The organism is Ornithinibacillus bavariensis, assembly GCF_018333235.1.
Lineage (GTDB): Bacteria > Bacillota > Bacilli > Bacillales > Amphibacillaceae > Ornithinibacillus > Ornithinibacillus bavariensis.
The window spans coordinates 319,680-334,763 of the sequence record NZ_BORP01000003.1 but is presented as its reverse complement, the minus strand read 5'-3'; the positions used below and the strand labels follow the sequence as shown (position 1 = coordinate 334,763).

Genomic DNA, 15,084 nt, shown 5'->3' with positions numbered 1-15,084 from the left:
GTAGCACCAATACAAAGATAGAATTCCATCACAGACCTTGAAATTCTTACATGATTGGGGAAATTCAGGGTCTGTTTTATTTCTGTTTATCTTTTAAGAATTTCATTTGGAGGCGAGAATTTACCAACTTTACTGTAATTATTATGTTCCCGAAAAAAAGCTAATAACTTGTTATATATGCATTATATATTTACGAACTATACTGTAATTAGACAATTGATGTCCAGTAACATTATGGTCCGTACATTTACAATAAAGTTAGTAAATTACAAAAAAGTTAATAAATATCTTAAGGGATGGAGTAATAGACTCTATCCCTTTTTGGTGGTTTGCAAGAAAGGGTGTTGTCAGTTTTTTTTAGATATTATGTTAAAATAAAAGAGAGTTTGTGAAGAAATCTACTTAAACTAATAGCACATTAAAGGAAAATAAGGTATTTTTTAATGATATTATGAAGAAATGTAATTATGATAACGGGAAATTTAGCTGACGAGCTGTGTTTATTTTTAGTACAACAATAAGACCATATTTTTGAATATAAAAAAAGATAGACCTCTATGTTAACTTGATTTAGGAGTGGAAAGATGAGAGATATTTCGATATTAATTGCTGAAGATGATGAGGAAATTGCTAATTTGATTGTATTCCATTTGGAAAAAGAAGGATACCACGCTGTTAAAGTATCAGATGGACAAGAGGCTGTTCGTGTTGTCGAGAATCAGGCATTTGAGTTGCTGATTTTGGATATTATGATGCCGGAAATGGATGGATATGAGGTAACTCGCCGTGTTCGTGAACAACATAATATGCCTATCATTTTTTTAAGTGCCAAAACTTCTGATTTTGATAAAGTACAAGGGCTTGTAATTGGAGCTGATGATTATATAACGAAACCTTTCACTCCCATTGAATTGGTTGCTCGTGTAAATGCTCAGTTGCGACGCTTTATAAAGCTGAATCATCCCCAAAAGAGTAATAATACGAACTTGGAATTTGGTGGATTAGTGATTTCCCTTGATCAACGCACGGTTACTCTATATGGGGAAAACATTGAGCTAACACCAAAAGAGTTTGATATTTTGTATTTACTGGCTAGTCATCCAAAGAAGGTTTACAGTGTAGAAGATATTTTTCAGCAGGTGTGGGGCGAAGCATACTTTGAGGGCGGTAATACCGTTATGGTCCATGTTCGTACAATAAGGAAAAAGCTTAGAGAAGATAAACGAACAAACAAATGGATTAAAACTGTGTGGGGCGTAGGGTATACATTCAATGGTTAAATTCTCAAGAAGTTTTCGTTCGAAAATGATTATAATATTTGGCTTAAGTATGCTTCTGTCGGGTACGATTACGTTTATCATTTATAAAACTCTTCAATTTTTTTATTACACTATAGTTGATTATGAAAGTCCGTTCGCCCATTTCCGCAAAATCATTAGAGAAATTGGAGACATTAACTTTTTTTTACTAATATTCATCCCACTTTCGATATTGTTTTTCTTTTTACTCACTAAGCGCTATTTGACCTATTTTCATAAGATTTCAAACGGAATTCATAATCTCGCGAGGGGAAATTTTAATCACCGTGTTCAAATCCATTCAAATGACGAATTTAGGGATATTGCCCAAGATATTAATTTGGCAAGTGAAATATTGAAACAGGCCATTGAAAAAGGAGAATTTTCGGAAAGCAGTAAAAATCAGTTAGTTGTAAATTTAGCTCATGATTTGCGTACACCGCTCACCTCCGTATTAGGTTATTTAGATTTAATCCTTAATGATGAAAATTTGACGAAAGAACAAGTCAAACATTTTTTAACGATTGCTTTTACTAAATCTCAACGTTTAGAAAGTCTAATTGATGAATTATTTGAAATAACGAGAATGAACTATGGCATGTTGCCAATTGAACAAAAGTACATTAATTTAAGTGACCTCCTTAATCAATTGAAAGAAGAATTGTATCCTGTCTTCACAAAAAATAATTTGATCGTTCGAATGAAAATGACTACCGACTTACCTATTATCGGTGACGGAGAGCTTTTAGCACGTGTGTTTGAAAATCTGTTGATCAATGCGACTCGGTATGGATACGACGGTCAGTTTGTAGACATTAAGGGCTTTATTGAGTCGGAGGAAGTTGTTGTACAAGTTGTGAATTATGGAGATCGTATTCCTCCGGAGGACCTCCCGCATATCTTTGATATGCTCTATACTGGAGACAAAGCAAGAACTCAAAACAAAAATAGCACTGGTCTTGGATTGTTCATTGCGAAGAATATTGTGGAGCAACACAGCGGATCAATTACTGTTCAAAGTAGTGTAACACAGACAGTTTTTGAAGTCCGATTACCAAAGGAAAGTAAATGATTAAAGAATTAATGAAGATAGAACAACTTAAAATACATGATTTAAGAAAAATTTAAGATTTACCCTACTCTTTTTTTAAAAAGTTTTGGCTATTCTTTTAAGCAAGGAAGAATTAGGAGGAAGCTGAAAAATGAAGAAGTGGGGATTTTTAATTTTATTACTAGTGTGCTTGTGTTTTGTTTTCATAAATAACGGCTCTTTTTTTAAAACAAAAGTAGATATACCAAACGTAGAAGTACGAGGATATGATCAACAGGAAAAAGATAAAGTAGAGGAATTGGATAACATCCAAACAATAACGATTACAGAGGAACAAATCTATCAAGGAAATCTGCTTTTAGTTAATAGTGAATATCCTGTTCGCCAAGAAGGTATTAAATCAGATGTCGTCAATCTTTCTACGCACAATGAATTGGTAAAGGGATACGGAGTGCTATATAACGATACTTATTTGTCTGAGGATATAGCACATGAATTTTCGGAAATGATTGCTGCCGCAGAAAAAGAAGGAGTTCATAATTTCTGGATTACTAGTGGCTACCGGAACTTTGATGAGCAAAGGGAGCTTTATCAACAAATGGGCTCTGATGCTGCTTTGCCTGCTGGATATAGCGAACACAATTTGGGGTTATCGCTTGATGTAGGAACGACTCAAACGACGATGGCTAAAGCACCTGAAGGAGAGTGGATAGAAGAAAATGCTTGGAAATACGGGTTCATTTTACGTTATCCAGAGAATAAATCGGACATAACAGGAATTCAATACGAACCATGGCATATCCGCTATGTTGGGTTGCCGCATAGTGCAATTATGAAGGAAAAGAATTTTGTTTTAGAAGAATATTTGGATTACCTGAAGGAGAAAAAGAAGGTTTCGGCTAAGGTCGAAGGTAAAAAATATACTATTTCTTATTATCCTCTTTCTGAAAACATGACCATTAATATACCAAAACATCAGGAATATGTGATTTCAGGTGACAATATGGGTGGAGTAATTGTGACAGTTACGAATGATAAGTGATAACATGAAATTTAGGGTGCTTTTATTTAGTAGAAGCGTCTATTTTATGCGCTTCTACACAAAAGATTGTGAAGATTCACCAATGAGTTAACCTTATTTGTGAACTATACTGTAAATGGACAGCCGTTTAAAAATAAAGTTATGTACTCAACCAAATCTTATATTCAAGGGTATTTTGATAATTATACGAAGTATGATTATAGAGATGCACTTCTTAAATGAAGTGCATCTTTTGTTGTTATAGTTTTTACAGCCTGTTCCAATAACAGTTCAAAAGTATTTAGACAAGGAAACTAGTTAATTATGTTGTTCTGTCTTCATGTCTATACAGTGCTACAACGGATTCAGCCATTTTCACAATCTTATCTCGCAAATCGATAGGCTTCATTATTTTTATATCGTCTGCAAAACCTAGTATATATCCTTTTGCTTCATCCTCCGTGTCAAAGGAAAGTTCTACAGATACCCAACCATTCTTATTTTGAGATCCTACTTCCTTTATCCGAGCAAAACGTCCCGTGAATTTTAACCTAGGTAATAGAGACGCCTTAACTTCGACCGATACGTCGAAGCTGGGTAAGTTTTCTATAAAGGCCTCTGTTGAAGATTTCCAGTATTGAGCAAGATCAAAGTTTAGCGGTCTTGAAAATGCCTCATTCAGAATGATTGCTTCACGAATACGAGAAATGCGGTAATTTCGAATATCACCATTTTCTTTGGAAGCTATGTAGTACCAATTATTCCCCTTCGAGACTAATCCAAGTGGACAAGTTATTACTTCATTAATCTTTCCATTTAGATGCTGATAAACTATTTTTAATTTATTTTCCTTCCAAATTGCATCCTTAATAACTTCAAAAGAATTCATTTTTTCTTGTTGTGCTCTCCATGAACTTATATCAACATGAATCCGGTTCCATACACGTTTAGCATTTTCCCTAGATATTGAAGGTAAGGATGCGATAAGTTTATTTCTAGCTCTTTCAGAATTTCGATTTAGTCCTAAGTCTTCTAGTATTTGTTCAGCGGGAGAAACAAATAAGGCCCGGATTTCAAATTCGTCGAGTCCAGTTAGCTTGGTTTCATACCCTTCAATTAGTGACAATCCACCATTTCTCCCACGCTCCGCGTAAACCGGAACACCTATGCTACTGAGTGCCTCTATATCACGATATATGGTTCTCTCCGAAACCTCTAATTTGCTTGCTAATTCTTTTGCTGATATTTGTCCATGAGATTGTAAATACAACATAATCGATAATAATCGATCGCCTCTCAACGTTCCCCACCACTCTTTAAAAATAATTAGTTTTATTTAATATAATATGACACAAGATGTCGAGAATTAATCATTATAATAGAAATACCTCTATTTAGAAAGGGCTGATACTTATAGAAAAATACAACGAAAGGATAGCACCGTTTAATTTAATGTAACAGGCTGTGAATCTGTAAATGGGCTGACCATGGATAACTACGAAACATAATAATTGGAGGAATAAAAATGTCAAATATCTTAAATACACGAAAAATAATTTTAGATTTAGCGGTTACCTTAGATGGTTTTATTGAAGGGAAAAATGGTGAAGTTGATTGGTGCATTATGGACCCGGAGATGGGGTTTATCAATTTTTTAAATCAAATTGATACAATTTTATATGGAAGAAAAAGCTATGATTTATGGGGACAATTTACTCCGGAAATTGAACATACGGATTCTGAAAAAGAGCTTTGGGAATTGTATCATAGTAAAGAGAAATATGTGTTTTCCAGGACGCAAAAGGGGACTGATGATAAAGCAATATTCATAAATGATAATATTCTTGAAGAAGTAAATAAATTAAAGAATAAGTCTGGTAAAGACATCTGGCTATATGGTGGAGCTAGTCTTATTACAACTTTTATCAATTTAGGACTTGTTGATGAATTTAGATTATCTGTTCACCCTGTTGTTTTGGGAGAAGGGAAACCGCTGTTTGTGGATATAAAACAGAGATTGAATTTAAAACTGGTTGATACAAGAACGTTCTCTTCAGGTGTTGTACAACTAATTTATCATTTTGATGGGAACTAATGAATATTGCACATTCCAAAGATAAGATCGTTATTTTCATTTTAAAAGCAGCAAGTTTAGGACTTGATTTTCTGGCCTTAGACCGCCGCTTTTTCATATGGGTTCAGTCTAAAACTTTATTTTTGCACCGGTTTCTCTGGTGAGTATAGCTACATCATTAGCCTTCTAGGTGCGAATAGGCTGTATCTGCACCTGAGATCATTCGTCTAATCATGGCACTGTTGTCGTGATTATTCCGTTATACTGTGAAAGCTAAAAAAATGGAAATACGAGGTGGAGTCTATGAACATTGAAGATATCATAATCAGAGGAGCTCGCGAGAATAACCTGAAAAATGTAAATGTCCGTATACCGAAGCGAAAAATCACAATCTTCACCGGCGTCTCGGGCTCGGGAAAATCTTCCTTGGTGTTCGACACTGTAAGTGCAGAAGCGCAGAGGCAGCTTAATGAGACTTTTACCGCATTCATCCGCAATCGGCTGCCCCGGTTTAACCAACCGGATGCCGATTCCATCAGCGACGTACTCGCTATGACGGTACGGGAAGCTTCGACATTCTTCAGTGGGAAGGAATTTGCTCCGTATAATGCAGTCGCTTGAGGATGTGGGACTCGGATACATAACACTGGGCCAGCCTCTGAGCACTTTGTCGGGCGGGGAATGTCAACGTATCAAACTGGCCATGGAGAGCCTTCCTGACGGGAGACTTGCAACGGTCCCTAAAAACATTTTTTTGAAATTGGCCGATCTGAGGTTTAGCGCATATCTACTTTCACTAATCAATATAGGTAGGATATTGATGGAAGAGGAGCTTGGAAAATAAACCAAGCTCCTTTACTGTTTGACTGCTTTTTATCATTATTTATAGCTACATTCAATACGAACTCTTTATGCAACCAAACAGTTGCATAAAGTTGACAAGCAACCTAAGGGTTGCGTATAATCGGTATATGAATTTGGAAAAAGACACTATTTTCAAAGCACTTGCTGATTCAACTCGGCGACTAATATTAGATGAACTATCTGAACGCAATGAATTGACATTGTATGAGCTTACTGTACGTCTCATAATGAAGCATGGCCTTTCCATCTCTCGTCAAGCGATTTCAAAACATCTAACGACATTAGAAGATGCAGGACTCGTAATGTCAAAGCGAAAAGGAAAATATCGAGTACTTATATTTAACAACGAACCACTGAAAAATTTATTGAAGGGATGGGTAGAGTAATAGTAAGCTCCAGGCCGTAACATTTTTTCTTTGTTTTGCTATAAACCGTTAGAATAAGCACCTATAACCAAAAAAAGAAGGAGATTAGTTATAATGAATATCATTGTTACCAGTATTTTCGTTCAAGATCAAGACAAAGCACTAGATTTTTATACCAATACGTTAGGATTTGTTAAAAAACATGACGTTCCCTCAGGCGCATATCGGTGGATAACGGTTGTTTCTCCAGAAGCTCAGGAAGGTACTGAACTTTTACTCGAACCGAATGAACATCCTGCTGCTAAGGAATACCAAAAGAAATTATTTGCCGATGGTATCCCGGTAACTATGTTTGGCGTTCCTGATATTCAAGAAGAATATCAACGATTAATTAACCAAGGCGTAAGGTTTACTATGAAACCGACCAAAACGGGTGATATCACTATAGCTGTATTTGACGATACATGTGGAAACCTTATACAGATAATAGAGCAACAATAATAAACTTCAAGCACTCCCTAATGTTATTTCATGCAGATAAAATAGATATACTTATTAAGTTTAAAATTGAATTAACTATTGAATAGGATAAAAGGACTTCTACCTTGAAGTCCTTTTATCGTTTATGATGCTCTGACGTTTTTGTGTTTGAACCCGTGGAATGGGAAGGTAGATATGTAGAATAAACCATCCATCCCTTAACTCCGCATCCATCTTCTCAACTAATTTCTTAGACAAAACCGCATGAAATATGCAGTCCATTTCATTCTAAAGATTTAGCTAGGGTTTTTTCTATTGTTCTTCTACTTGGATATAAGTTATCCACCCATAATCATTTGTCACGAGCTGTTGGGCCTGTTCAACTGCTGTTCTTGTTTTAAACGTACCAGTCTTCAATCGCAATCCATTCTCGTTTACTTTGTAAACTGTCCAGCCAGTGTCATTTCTAAGTCTTTCATATGCCGCATTTTGTTCTGCTGTTGAATTAAAGGTGCCCGTTAATAAACGGAAGTACTCCTGTTTGATGTAGGAAACCCAACCGAATTGTTGTGTGATTAATCGTTGACCGGCTTCCACTGAAGCTCTAGTTGTAAATGTTCCAGTTTTTAAACGTAATCCGTTCTCATTTACAGTATAAACCGTCCATCCCGTTGCTTGACGCAGACGTTCCGCTGCTTCTTGCTGGGAAGCTACCGTTGAAAACGTTCCTGTTAACAGCCTAAAAGATCCCTCCTCAACTGGTACGATATTCTTGTCAAAGTAATCCATTGGGTCAACAGCATACGCCCTGTTCCATGTTGATGTTCCCTTATGTAATTCAAAATGTACATGCTGTCCTTGAGCATTTCCGGTCTCCCCCATATAGCCTAATCGTTGCCCTTGTGAAACCACATCATTTACACGAACACTAATCGACCTCAAATGTGCATAAACCGTTACATAAGATACACCATTAATCTGGTGACGAACATATACTACATTTCCATACGTCCCTGCTTGACCAGCAAATATAACCGTACCTGGAGCCGATGCTACGACTGGAACTGTCCCACTTTTAGCAATATCTACTCCATAATGCATGGATCCCCAACGCGGACCAAAGCCAGATGTTACAGTCCCTTCTGATGGTCGAATAAATGTAGCTGCTGCGCTTGCTTCCTCAGGCTTTAAACTAAATGTTGGTATAACTAGTAAAATAGTAAGTAACACCATTAATGTCTTCCTAAATCTAATCATTTTCAAATTCCTCCCCATTTGGTTTATAGCCTTGTTCCCTGATAACTTTTGTTAGTAAATAAAATGAAAATTCCTCAAACCACTTTGAAGAGCGATTACTTTTCATAGAAACAAAGCTAATAGAAATGTTCTATCTAAAATCAAAAAAATCCTCCTATTTTCTGAAAAATCAATCATTATTACTACCAAATGGAAACATCTTCAAAAAAATCAGGTAATTAGTTTAAAAGGCTTGAGGCATTAGTAACAATTTTCGGGAGTTAACTTCGCCCCCCAAATACATATAAAAATTAGAATATTAAGTACCTCAACTAAGGGGCAGTTTAGTGGAAGATTCCAGTAGTAATTTGCTTTGGAATCCTTCAAGCGAATAAAAAAACAGACCACCCCTTTTGTTATGAAGTGGTCCGTTTTCTGTTTAGAAAAACTTATACTTTTATTTTAAATTGCTTGGAATACAGATGTGCATATACCCCATCTTGTGCAAGTAAAGCTTCATGGGTACCTTGTTCAACAATACCGTCTTCTGTTAGTACGATGATTTTTCCGGCATTTCGGATTGTTGAAAGACGATGGGCAATCACGATGGTTGTACGTCCTTTTGCTAATGATTCTAGTGATTGTTTGATAAAATTTTCACTCTCGTTATCTAATGCACTCGTCGCCTCATCTAAAATAAGAATTGGTGGATTCTTTAAAAATACACGAGCAATACTGAGTCGTTGCTTCTGTCCTCCAGACAGTCTGACACCTCGTTGCCCGATTTCGGATTGATAGCCGTTGGGCAAGCTCATGATAAATTCATGCGCATTTGCTTTCTTTGCTGCAGTAAAAACTTCTTCATCACTTGCAGTTGGATTCCCGTAGCGGATATTTTCCATTACCGTCCCTGCAAAAATATAAACATCCTGCTGTACAATACCTACTATGCTTCTTAATGATTGAAGATTGATATCACGAACGTTTATCCCATCTAGTAATACTTCCCCATCTGATACATCATAAAAGCGAGGAATAAGCGAACACAAAGTAGTTTTTCCTACACCAGATGGACCAACTAATGCAATGTACTCTCCAGGTTTTACATGAAGAGACAATTTTACCAAGATATCATTCAATTGCTCTTCGTAACGAAAGGAAACTTGCCTGAACTCAATTTCACCGTGTACCTCTGTCAACGTTATGGCATTACGCTTATTCTCAATTGTCGGTTTCTTATTCATGATTTCCATAAAACGCTGGAAGCCTGTAATTCCTTCCTGAAACTGAGTGCTCATATGGATGAGCTTTTGAATAGGTTCAATTAGATAACCGATATACAATAAAAAAGTAATTAAATCCGCCAAATCAAGCTTGTAACTAACGATACTGGCACTCCCAAAGATAATCACGGTAATTGTAATCAATTGGATAATTGTTTCAAAACAATTATAAAAGTATGCTTCAGCCTTATACGTTTTCTTTCTACTATCTAGGAAGCGATTATTTTCTATGTTAAACTTCTTAATCTCTAAATGCTCGTTGGCAAAGGCTTTTACTACTCGTACTCCTGATAGACTATCCTCCACTTGTCCGTTTATGTCTGCAATTCGCTCTTTGTTTCTTGTATAAGCTTTGTTCAATATCTTATTAAAATATAACCCGAAGATAACTAAGAATGGTAAAAAACAGAATACTGCAATCGTTAATGGTGCATTTATAAAAAACAAAATGATAAATGCTCCAATTAACCGAACCGAATATTTAAGGTAGTCTTCTGGACCGTGATGATACAACTCAGAAAGTAGTAAAAGATCATTTGTTAATCTTGACATGAGCTGACCAGTTTTTTCTTTATCATAAAAGCTAAAAGAAAGCTTTTGCATATGAGCAAAAAGCTCCTTGCGCAAATCACTTTCCATACGAGCACCAACTTCATGACCCTTGTAGTCCACAAAGAAGTTCCCAATATTCTTGATCACGACTAATAAGAGCATTAGCCCGCCAATCCAATATACTTTACTTAGAGCAATAGTTAGGTCTTCTTCGAGAACATCTTTCGTAATAAATCTAACGAGTAACGGGAAAACCAAATCAACTATTGATGTAATAAAAGCACATGCCAACACCAAAAGAAATAACCCTAAATATGGTTTATAATATGAGAAAAATTTTTTGATTGGAAAACTCATTATTTACCCCTTTTTTGTGTGTTTTATTTAAACACATATAAGGGGAGTCACCGTTTATATTTTAAGATAATGCTCCACCCTTATATGTTAATACGGCTTTTTTTGTCATGTTTCTCATGTAAATTACCTCCTTGTTTTAGATAATCAAATTGTATATTGTTTTCAGAAGGTTGTAAATAGGTTGTTTACGAAAGGTTGTGCTTAAACGAAAGGGTGCTTTAGTTGAACAAGCAGTTTTTGTTACAAGTTCGGTAAATTAAGGTGACAGAGTATAGAACTATTTTTTGATGAAACATGATGTCCAGTAACATAATAGTTGGTAAATTTCAAAAAAGTGGATAGGAACATTTTTTCACCCTATGCCCTTAAATAGGATCAGAGGGTTTATTGTGGTTACTTTAGGGTGATTGAAAATCTTACAGTTTATCTGGGTTATTTTTTGAGGAACAGCTAAGAATTGGATATTTATGTTAAAATATATATAGGATTCTGAATATTAAGTACTCCAATTAATGGGGCAGAACAGTTGTTGAAAAAATCAACGATATATACACCTGATTAGATCGGAGGGAAAATTGAGTGGAAAAAGTAGTCGAATATAGAAAACTGGCAATCGGTGATGAAAGTAGTTTTTCTAAATTAGTATTATTGTTTAACAAAGAATTTGAGTCACCAGATTTGAACTACGTAAACGATAAGAACATAAGAAGTCTTATAGCTAAACCCGATTTTATTTGTTTTGTTGCTTTTATTGGTGATGAAGTTGTTGGTGGTTTAACTGGTTACGAATTACTGATGTATGACCAGGAGGGTTCTTCAATGTATTTATATGACTTGGCGGTCGATAAGAACTATCAACGTCGGGGAATTGGAAGTAATTTAGTTGGAGAATTAATGGATTATTGCAGATCAAAAGATATAAAGGAATTATTTGTTCAAGCTGATGTGGAAGATCAACATGCTCTTGAATTCTACAATAAAATTGGAGGGGATGAATCAGAGACGGTACAGTTTTCGTTTCATCTTTAACATAGTGGCCTAAATCTGTTGATAGTCTGGAGTAAGAGCGATGTAAGCAATTAAATTAGAACACCATATCGTAAAGGTAGAATAATCCAGATTAGTAACACAGGAAGAAAATGATTAAACTTTTTATAAAATTCGTCCCCGTGAAATATTTAAAGAGCCTGTTTTTATCAATCTTTTTTTAAAAGCAGGCTCTTTTATATTTGGAAAATCAACATAATGAGAGCATCTGTTTTTGTAGTATTATTAATATGATTGATCATTTAATACAAAGTTCGATATCTTTTATGAATATTGTTTAGAATATTATGATAGTATTGAATTGGTACGGGTGACTGCTATGAACTATTTAACCGAAAATGAATGATAGCATATTAGCTTAAATTGTTGTAGTGACAAGAACCCGTTAGGTATAGCTAGATGAGAGTATAAATTGTGGATAACATATTTAAGGCGGAAAATGAATGAAGTATTCAACAGCAAGGTGGTTGGCGATTATATTTTTTGTTATTGGTGCCGTTCCAATTTCAACCTATTTTTATTTAGATGCAAACGGTATAACGATCCCGTTTTTGACTATCATTGTAAGACCTGTTGGTGTAATAGCGTTTTTAATAGCAACCTTTTTATTATTAGCCAGTATAATGGCTTCCAGAACAAGAAGAACGGATAAAAAGACCCCACTTCCAAAATGCACTTATGATACTTATTTGTTTAATCGTATTTAGGGTAATCTTACACTTGGTTTGAAAAGGAATCTAGATTGTGGAATAGTTATAACTTAAAGTAATGGGTGCGTTGGGCCAAGTAGGCATGAAACACTTTTTGTTGAACTTATTGAACTAACGGGGATGATTAGCTTATAGAAATACCAAAGGAGGCCACTATGAATAAAGTAATACTTAGAGATATCAAATCTGGTGATCTACCTGTATTCTTTGAACATCAGAAAGATGACATTGCCAATCAGATGGCAGCTTTCACGTCAAAAGATCCAACAAACTGGGTTCAATTTTGTCAGCATTGGAACCGTATATTAACTGATGACACCATTATCAAGCAGGCTATTATATTAGAAAATAAGGTCGTGGGTCATATCTCCAGCTTTGAAATGTTTGCAGAGCGTGAAGTAACTTACTGGGTAGACCGTGAACATTGGGGAAAAGGTATTGCAACGGATGCACTTAAGCAATTTCTGTCTTTAGAAACAATACGTCCTTTATACGCTCGTGCTGCAAAAGATAATATCGGATCGAGACGGGTTCTTGAAAAATGTGGATTTCAGTTAACCGGAGAAGATAAAGGATTTGCAAATGCACGAAATGAGGAGATTGAAGAATTTATCTTCACTCTTCGATACTGATAAAAAAGACTCATAGTTTTCTTTATACATTTGTGAGAACGTACCTGAAGGAATACGAAAGGAGGAGCACGACATAGGTTTAAGTTCCACCCCTGGAAAATCCCGCTATCTTTACTGAATGACAGACTGTAAAAACCACTTTTGGTATCTTTATAAATAGCGTCATTCTTAGGCAGTTGGGAGCGATTGTTGAACAAAATAGGTAGAAAGTGATTAATCTTTTTTATTAAAAACTAACTTGAATCTGTTGGAAAAATAGGAGGAGAAACGGACATGAGAAAACTCGTATTGTTCATGCATGTGTCGCTGGATGGGTATGCGTCGGATTCGAACGGAGGACTCGATTGGATTCCGTACGACGAGGAATTAGAGAAATACGCGGAGGAGGTCGTAGCCGAAGTCGGATCACCCGTTTACGGACGCGCGACGTATCGCATGATGGAGAGCTACTGGCCCACGGAGCTGGACAATCCAAATGCATCGAGGCACGATAAGGAGCATGCCAAATGGCTGCAGGATGTTAAGAAGATCGTTATTTCCAGCACGATGGACAAGGTGGAATGGAACAATACGATGCTGATTAAGGACAATATCACCGAGGAAATCAAGGCACTCAAAGAGCAGCCTGGCAAAGATCTCGTTATATTCGGTAGCCCGGGAGCTGCGAAGACGCTACTTAAGCTCGGCCTGATTGACGAATTCCTATTTACAATTTGTCCAGTAGTCCTGGGTGGCGGAAAATCCGTATTCGACGGTGGCGGCGAGAAAATTAGACTCAAGCTGCTGTCCAGCCGAACGCTCAATTCGGGAATTATTGCGGCCCGCTATGAGGTGGAGAAATAGGCGCACTAAGTGTTTCGCTAGCAGAGAATGATAGCTTAATAAACCGCCCTTCACGGGGCGGTTATTTGTATTAGGAGGTGGAAGTGATGGGACAAAATTATTTCAAATTACAAGCTAATACTTATAGGGAGTTTCAAATAGAATTCGGCAAAGTACAGTGGATGTACTATCATATGACTACAGATTATAATGGATTCGGTCATGGTATTGATTATGAACATTTTGAATATGAGAGATTTTTCTTTGCTACTACTGACAAAGAGTTAGATGATTTTTATCCGAGACAGATGGAAATCTTAAAACAAGGTGCATTAGTAGCATTAGGATGTGAAGTTGTTGATCTTCTAGATGAAGCGTGTAGAGATAGTAAGGTATATAATTTCATTACAACTGCATTGTCTAATCCAACAATAGAGGAATTACCATTTGAAAAAGAAGCACTGTTATCAATGAAGAATGCACTAGAAGAAGAAATTGATCATGCATGGACAGCACTCCCCAGTGGTTCAATACTTATGGATAAATTGGAGGAAGTTTACAAAAGATATGTATTTCAATACTTCAAGGATATGTACGAAGAAGGTAAAAAAGGGTGGATTCGTTGAACAAGGTGAATCAGTAGAACAGTTGAATACATAGGAATGTAAGGGGGAAAGTTTGCTAATATTACCTCGGTTTAAATTATCTAAATATTATGTTATTATCAAATTAGAATTTCACTTTCTATAAAAATTAACAGGGTTTTAGAGTAAGTTCATTAAACCTAATGCGAGTGTAGCTATTTGAGCTAGTTAGTAGAATTTTCCCCCAATCTGACGTAAAGAGGGTTAATATGAAGAGGAATATATTTATAGTAGGTATATTAATAGTTTTACTGTCAATTATGTTTTACTCCCAAGTCGGAAAGACGAATAATGTTCAGGTTAGTTTGGAACAGTCGACTAAGTTTTCCGAGGAGGAAATAAACGAAGCCATAGTTGCTGTTAAGAAAAAGTTTAAGGAGTTTAGGGGATGTGAGCTTACGGAATTATGGTATTCAGAAAGCTCGAATGGTATGAAAGACGAAAATACTATGATTTTATTATCTAATTTTAAAGTAAATTCTTCGGGTGGCGATGGAAGTTTCGAACCAAACTCAACTCAATCCGATTGGAATTGGATATTGAGGAGGGATAGTAAAAATGATAATTGGCGTGTTGATGCTTGGGGATATTAATCAAAAATATGGAGTTTACTTCAATTTGTTTTAGAGGTTATTGTACTAACGGGGT

15 protein-coding genes and 1 pseudogene are annotated in these 15,084 nt (G+C 35.9%); 13 read left to right on the top strand and 3 right to left on the bottom strand.

Annotated features, from left to right (window positions below):
* Window positions 1-584 precede the first annotated feature (584 nt).
* The 3 genes from vanR to vanY all read left to right on the top strand — a co-directional run bounded on the left by vanR (window position 585) and on the right by vanY (window position 3,391).
* Entirely contained in the window at window positions 585-1,280 is a 696-nt protein-coding gene (gene vanR, locus KI338_RS10345) for a vancomycin resistance response regulator transcription factor, VanR-F/VanR-M family (protein ID WP_212920925.1), read from the top strand.
* Window positions 1,273-2,370, top strand: coding sequence for a sensor histidine kinase (locus KI338_RS10340; RefSeq protein ID WP_212920924.1), 1,098 nt, complete (start codon window positions 1,273-1,275; stop codon window positions 2,368-2,370). Before vanR ends, KI338_RS10340 begins: the two co-directional genes overlap by 8 nt.
* A gap of 130 nt (window positions 2,371-2,500) precedes the next feature.
* Window positions 2,501-3,391 carry a VanY-A/VanY-F/VanY-M family D-Ala-D-Ala carboxypeptidase gene (gene vanY, locus KI338_RS10335; RefSeq protein WP_212920923.1) on the top strand — a complete coding sequence of 297 codons (891 nt, stop codon included), beginning with the start codon at window positions 2,501-2,503 and terminating at the stop codon, window positions 3,389-3,391.
* Window positions 3,392-3,692: 301 nt separating this feature from the next.
* On the opposite strand, the gene KI338_RS10330 is transcribed toward vanY, so the two are convergent.
* Window positions 3,693-4,670, bottom strand: a complete 978-nt coding sequence (locus KI338_RS10330) for a helix-turn-helix transcriptional regulator (RefSeq protein WP_212920922.1) — start codon at window positions 4,668-4,670, stop codon at window positions 3,693-3,695.
* 225 nt (window positions 4,671-4,895) lie between these two features.
* Here KI338_RS10330 and KI338_RS10325 point away from each other — a divergent pair, with 225 nt between their 5' ends.
* The 4 genes and pseudogenes from KI338_RS10325 (at window position 4,896) to glxB (ending at window position 7,174) form a co-directional block, all read left to right on the top strand.
* Complete coding sequence (locus tag KI338_RS10325) at window positions 4,896-5,465, top strand: dihydrofolate reductase family protein (protein ID WP_212920921.1); 570 nt, start codon at window positions 4,896-4,898, stop codon at window positions 5,463-5,465.
* A gap of 273 nt (window positions 5,466-5,738) precedes the next feature.
* Window positions 5,739-6,005, top strand: a pseudogene (locus KI338_RS10320) (excinuclease ABC subunit UvrA); the annotation flags it as partial.
* Window positions 6,006-6,415: 410 nt separating this feature from the next.
* Complete coding sequence (locus KI338_RS10315; protein WP_212920920.1) at window positions 6,416-6,694, top strand: ArsR/SmtB family transcription factor; 279 nt, start codon at window positions 6,416-6,418, stop codon at window positions 6,692-6,694.
* Between the two features lie 93 nt (window positions 6,695-6,787).
* The gene (glxB, locus tag KI338_RS10310; RefSeq protein ID WP_212920919.1) at window positions 6,788-7,174 is read left to right on the top strand and encodes a methylglyoxalase; all 387 of its coding nucleotides are present in this window, start codon (window positions 6,788-6,790) and stop codon (window positions 7,172-7,174) included.
* 291 nt (window positions 7,175-7,465) lie between these two features.
* Here the strand turns inward: glxB and KI338_RS10305 are convergent, their stop codons facing one another.
* Together KI338_RS10305 and KI338_RS10300 are read right to left on the bottom strand one after the other, a co-directional pair.
* Complete coding sequence (locus KI338_RS10305; RefSeq protein ID WP_212920918.1) at window positions 7,466-8,410, bottom strand: M23 family metallopeptidase; 945 nt, start codon at window positions 8,408-8,410, stop codon at window positions 7,466-7,468.
* 428 nt (window positions 8,411-8,838) lie between these two features.
* Window positions 8,839-10,581: an ABC transporter ATP-binding protein gene (locus KI338_RS10300; protein WP_212920917.1), complete on the bottom strand. Its 1,743-nt coding sequence runs from the start codon at window positions 10,579-10,581 to the stop codon at window positions 8,839-8,841.
* Window positions 10,582-11,160: 579 nt separating this feature from the next.
* On the opposite strand from KI338_RS10300, the gene KI338_RS10295 reads away from it, so the two are divergent.
* The 6 genes from KI338_RS10295 to KI338_RS10270 all read left to right on the top strand — a co-directional run bounded on the left by KI338_RS10295 (window position 11,161) and on the right by KI338_RS10270 (window position 15,029).
* A complete protein-coding gene (locus KI338_RS10295) occupies window positions 11,161-11,610 on the top strand; it encodes a GNAT family N-acetyltransferase (protein WP_212920916.1) in 450 nt (149 codons plus the stop codon).
* A gap of 461 nt (window positions 11,611-12,071) precedes the next feature.
* Entirely contained in the window at window positions 12,072-12,335 is a 264-nt protein-coding gene (locus tag KI338_RS10290; protein WP_212920915.1) for a hypothetical protein, read from the top strand.
* Between the two features lie 158 nt (window positions 12,336-12,493).
* Window positions 12,494-12,970: a GNAT family N-acetyltransferase gene (locus tag KI338_RS10285; protein WP_212920914.1), complete on the top strand. Its 477-nt coding sequence runs from the start codon at window positions 12,494-12,496 to the stop codon at window positions 12,968-12,970.
* A gap of 273 nt (window positions 12,971-13,243) precedes the next feature.
* Window positions 13,244-13,813, top strand: a complete 570-nt coding sequence (locus KI338_RS10280; RefSeq protein WP_212920913.1) for a dihydrofolate reductase family protein — start codon at window positions 13,244-13,246, stop codon at window positions 13,811-13,813.
* A gap of 86 nt (window positions 13,814-13,899) precedes the next feature.
* Entirely contained in the window at window positions 13,900-14,418 is a 519-nt protein-coding gene (locus KI338_RS10275) for a hypothetical protein (RefSeq protein ID WP_212920912.1), read from the top strand.
* Window positions 14,419-14,645: 227 nt separating this feature from the next.
* A complete protein-coding gene (locus KI338_RS10270) occupies window positions 14,646-15,029 on the top strand; it encodes a hypothetical protein (RefSeq protein WP_212920911.1) in 384 nt (127 codons plus the stop codon).
* Window positions 15,030-15,084: the final 55 nt, after the last annotated feature.

Coding starts and splice junctions, on each gene's coding strand:
- vanR (WP_212920925.1), top strand. CDS start 585: ATGAGAGATATTTCGATATTAATTGCTGAAGATGATGAGGAAATTGCT.
- KI338_RS10340 (WP_212920924.1), top strand. CDS start 1,273: ATGGTTAAATTCTCAAGAAGTTTTCGTTCGAAAATGATTATAATATTT.
- vanY (WP_212920923.1), top strand. CDS start 2,501: ATGAAGAAGTGGGGATTTTTAATTTTATTACTAGTGTGCTTGTGTTTT.
- KI338_RS10325 (WP_212920921.1), top strand. CDS start 4,896: ATGTCAAATATCTTAAATACACGAAAAATAATTTTAGATTTAGCGGTT.
- KI338_RS10315 (WP_212920920.1), top strand. CDS start 6,416: ATGAATTTGGAAAAAGACACTATTTTCAAAGCACTTGCTGATTCAACT.
- glxB (WP_212920919.1), top strand. CDS start 6,788: ATGAATATCATTGTTACCAGTATTTTCGTTCAAGATCAAGACAAAGCA.
- KI338_RS10305 (WP_212920918.1), bottom strand. CDS start 8,410: ATGATTAGATTTAGGAAGACATTAATGGTGTTACTTACTATTTTACTA.
- KI338_RS10300 (WP_212920917.1), bottom strand. CDS start 10,581: ATGAGTTTTCCAATCAAAAAATTTTTCTCATATTATAAACCATATTTA.
- KI338_RS10290 (WP_212920915.1), top strand. CDS start 12,072: ATGAAGTATTCAACAGCAAGGTGGTTGGCGATTATATTTTTTGTTATT.
- KI338_RS10285 (WP_212920914.1), top strand. CDS start 12,494: ATGAATAAAGTAATACTTAGAGATATCAAATCTGGTGATCTACCTGTA.
- KI338_RS10280 (WP_212920913.1), top strand. CDS start 13,244: ATGAGAAAACTCGTATTGTTCATGCATGTGTCGCTGGATGGGTATGCG.
- KI338_RS10275 (WP_212920912.1), top strand. CDS start 13,900: ATGGGACAAAATTATTTCAAATTACAAGCTAATACTTATAGGGAGTTT.
- KI338_RS10270 (WP_212920911.1), top strand. CDS start 14,646: ATGAAGAGGAATATATTTATAGTAGGTATATTAATAGTTTTACTGTCA.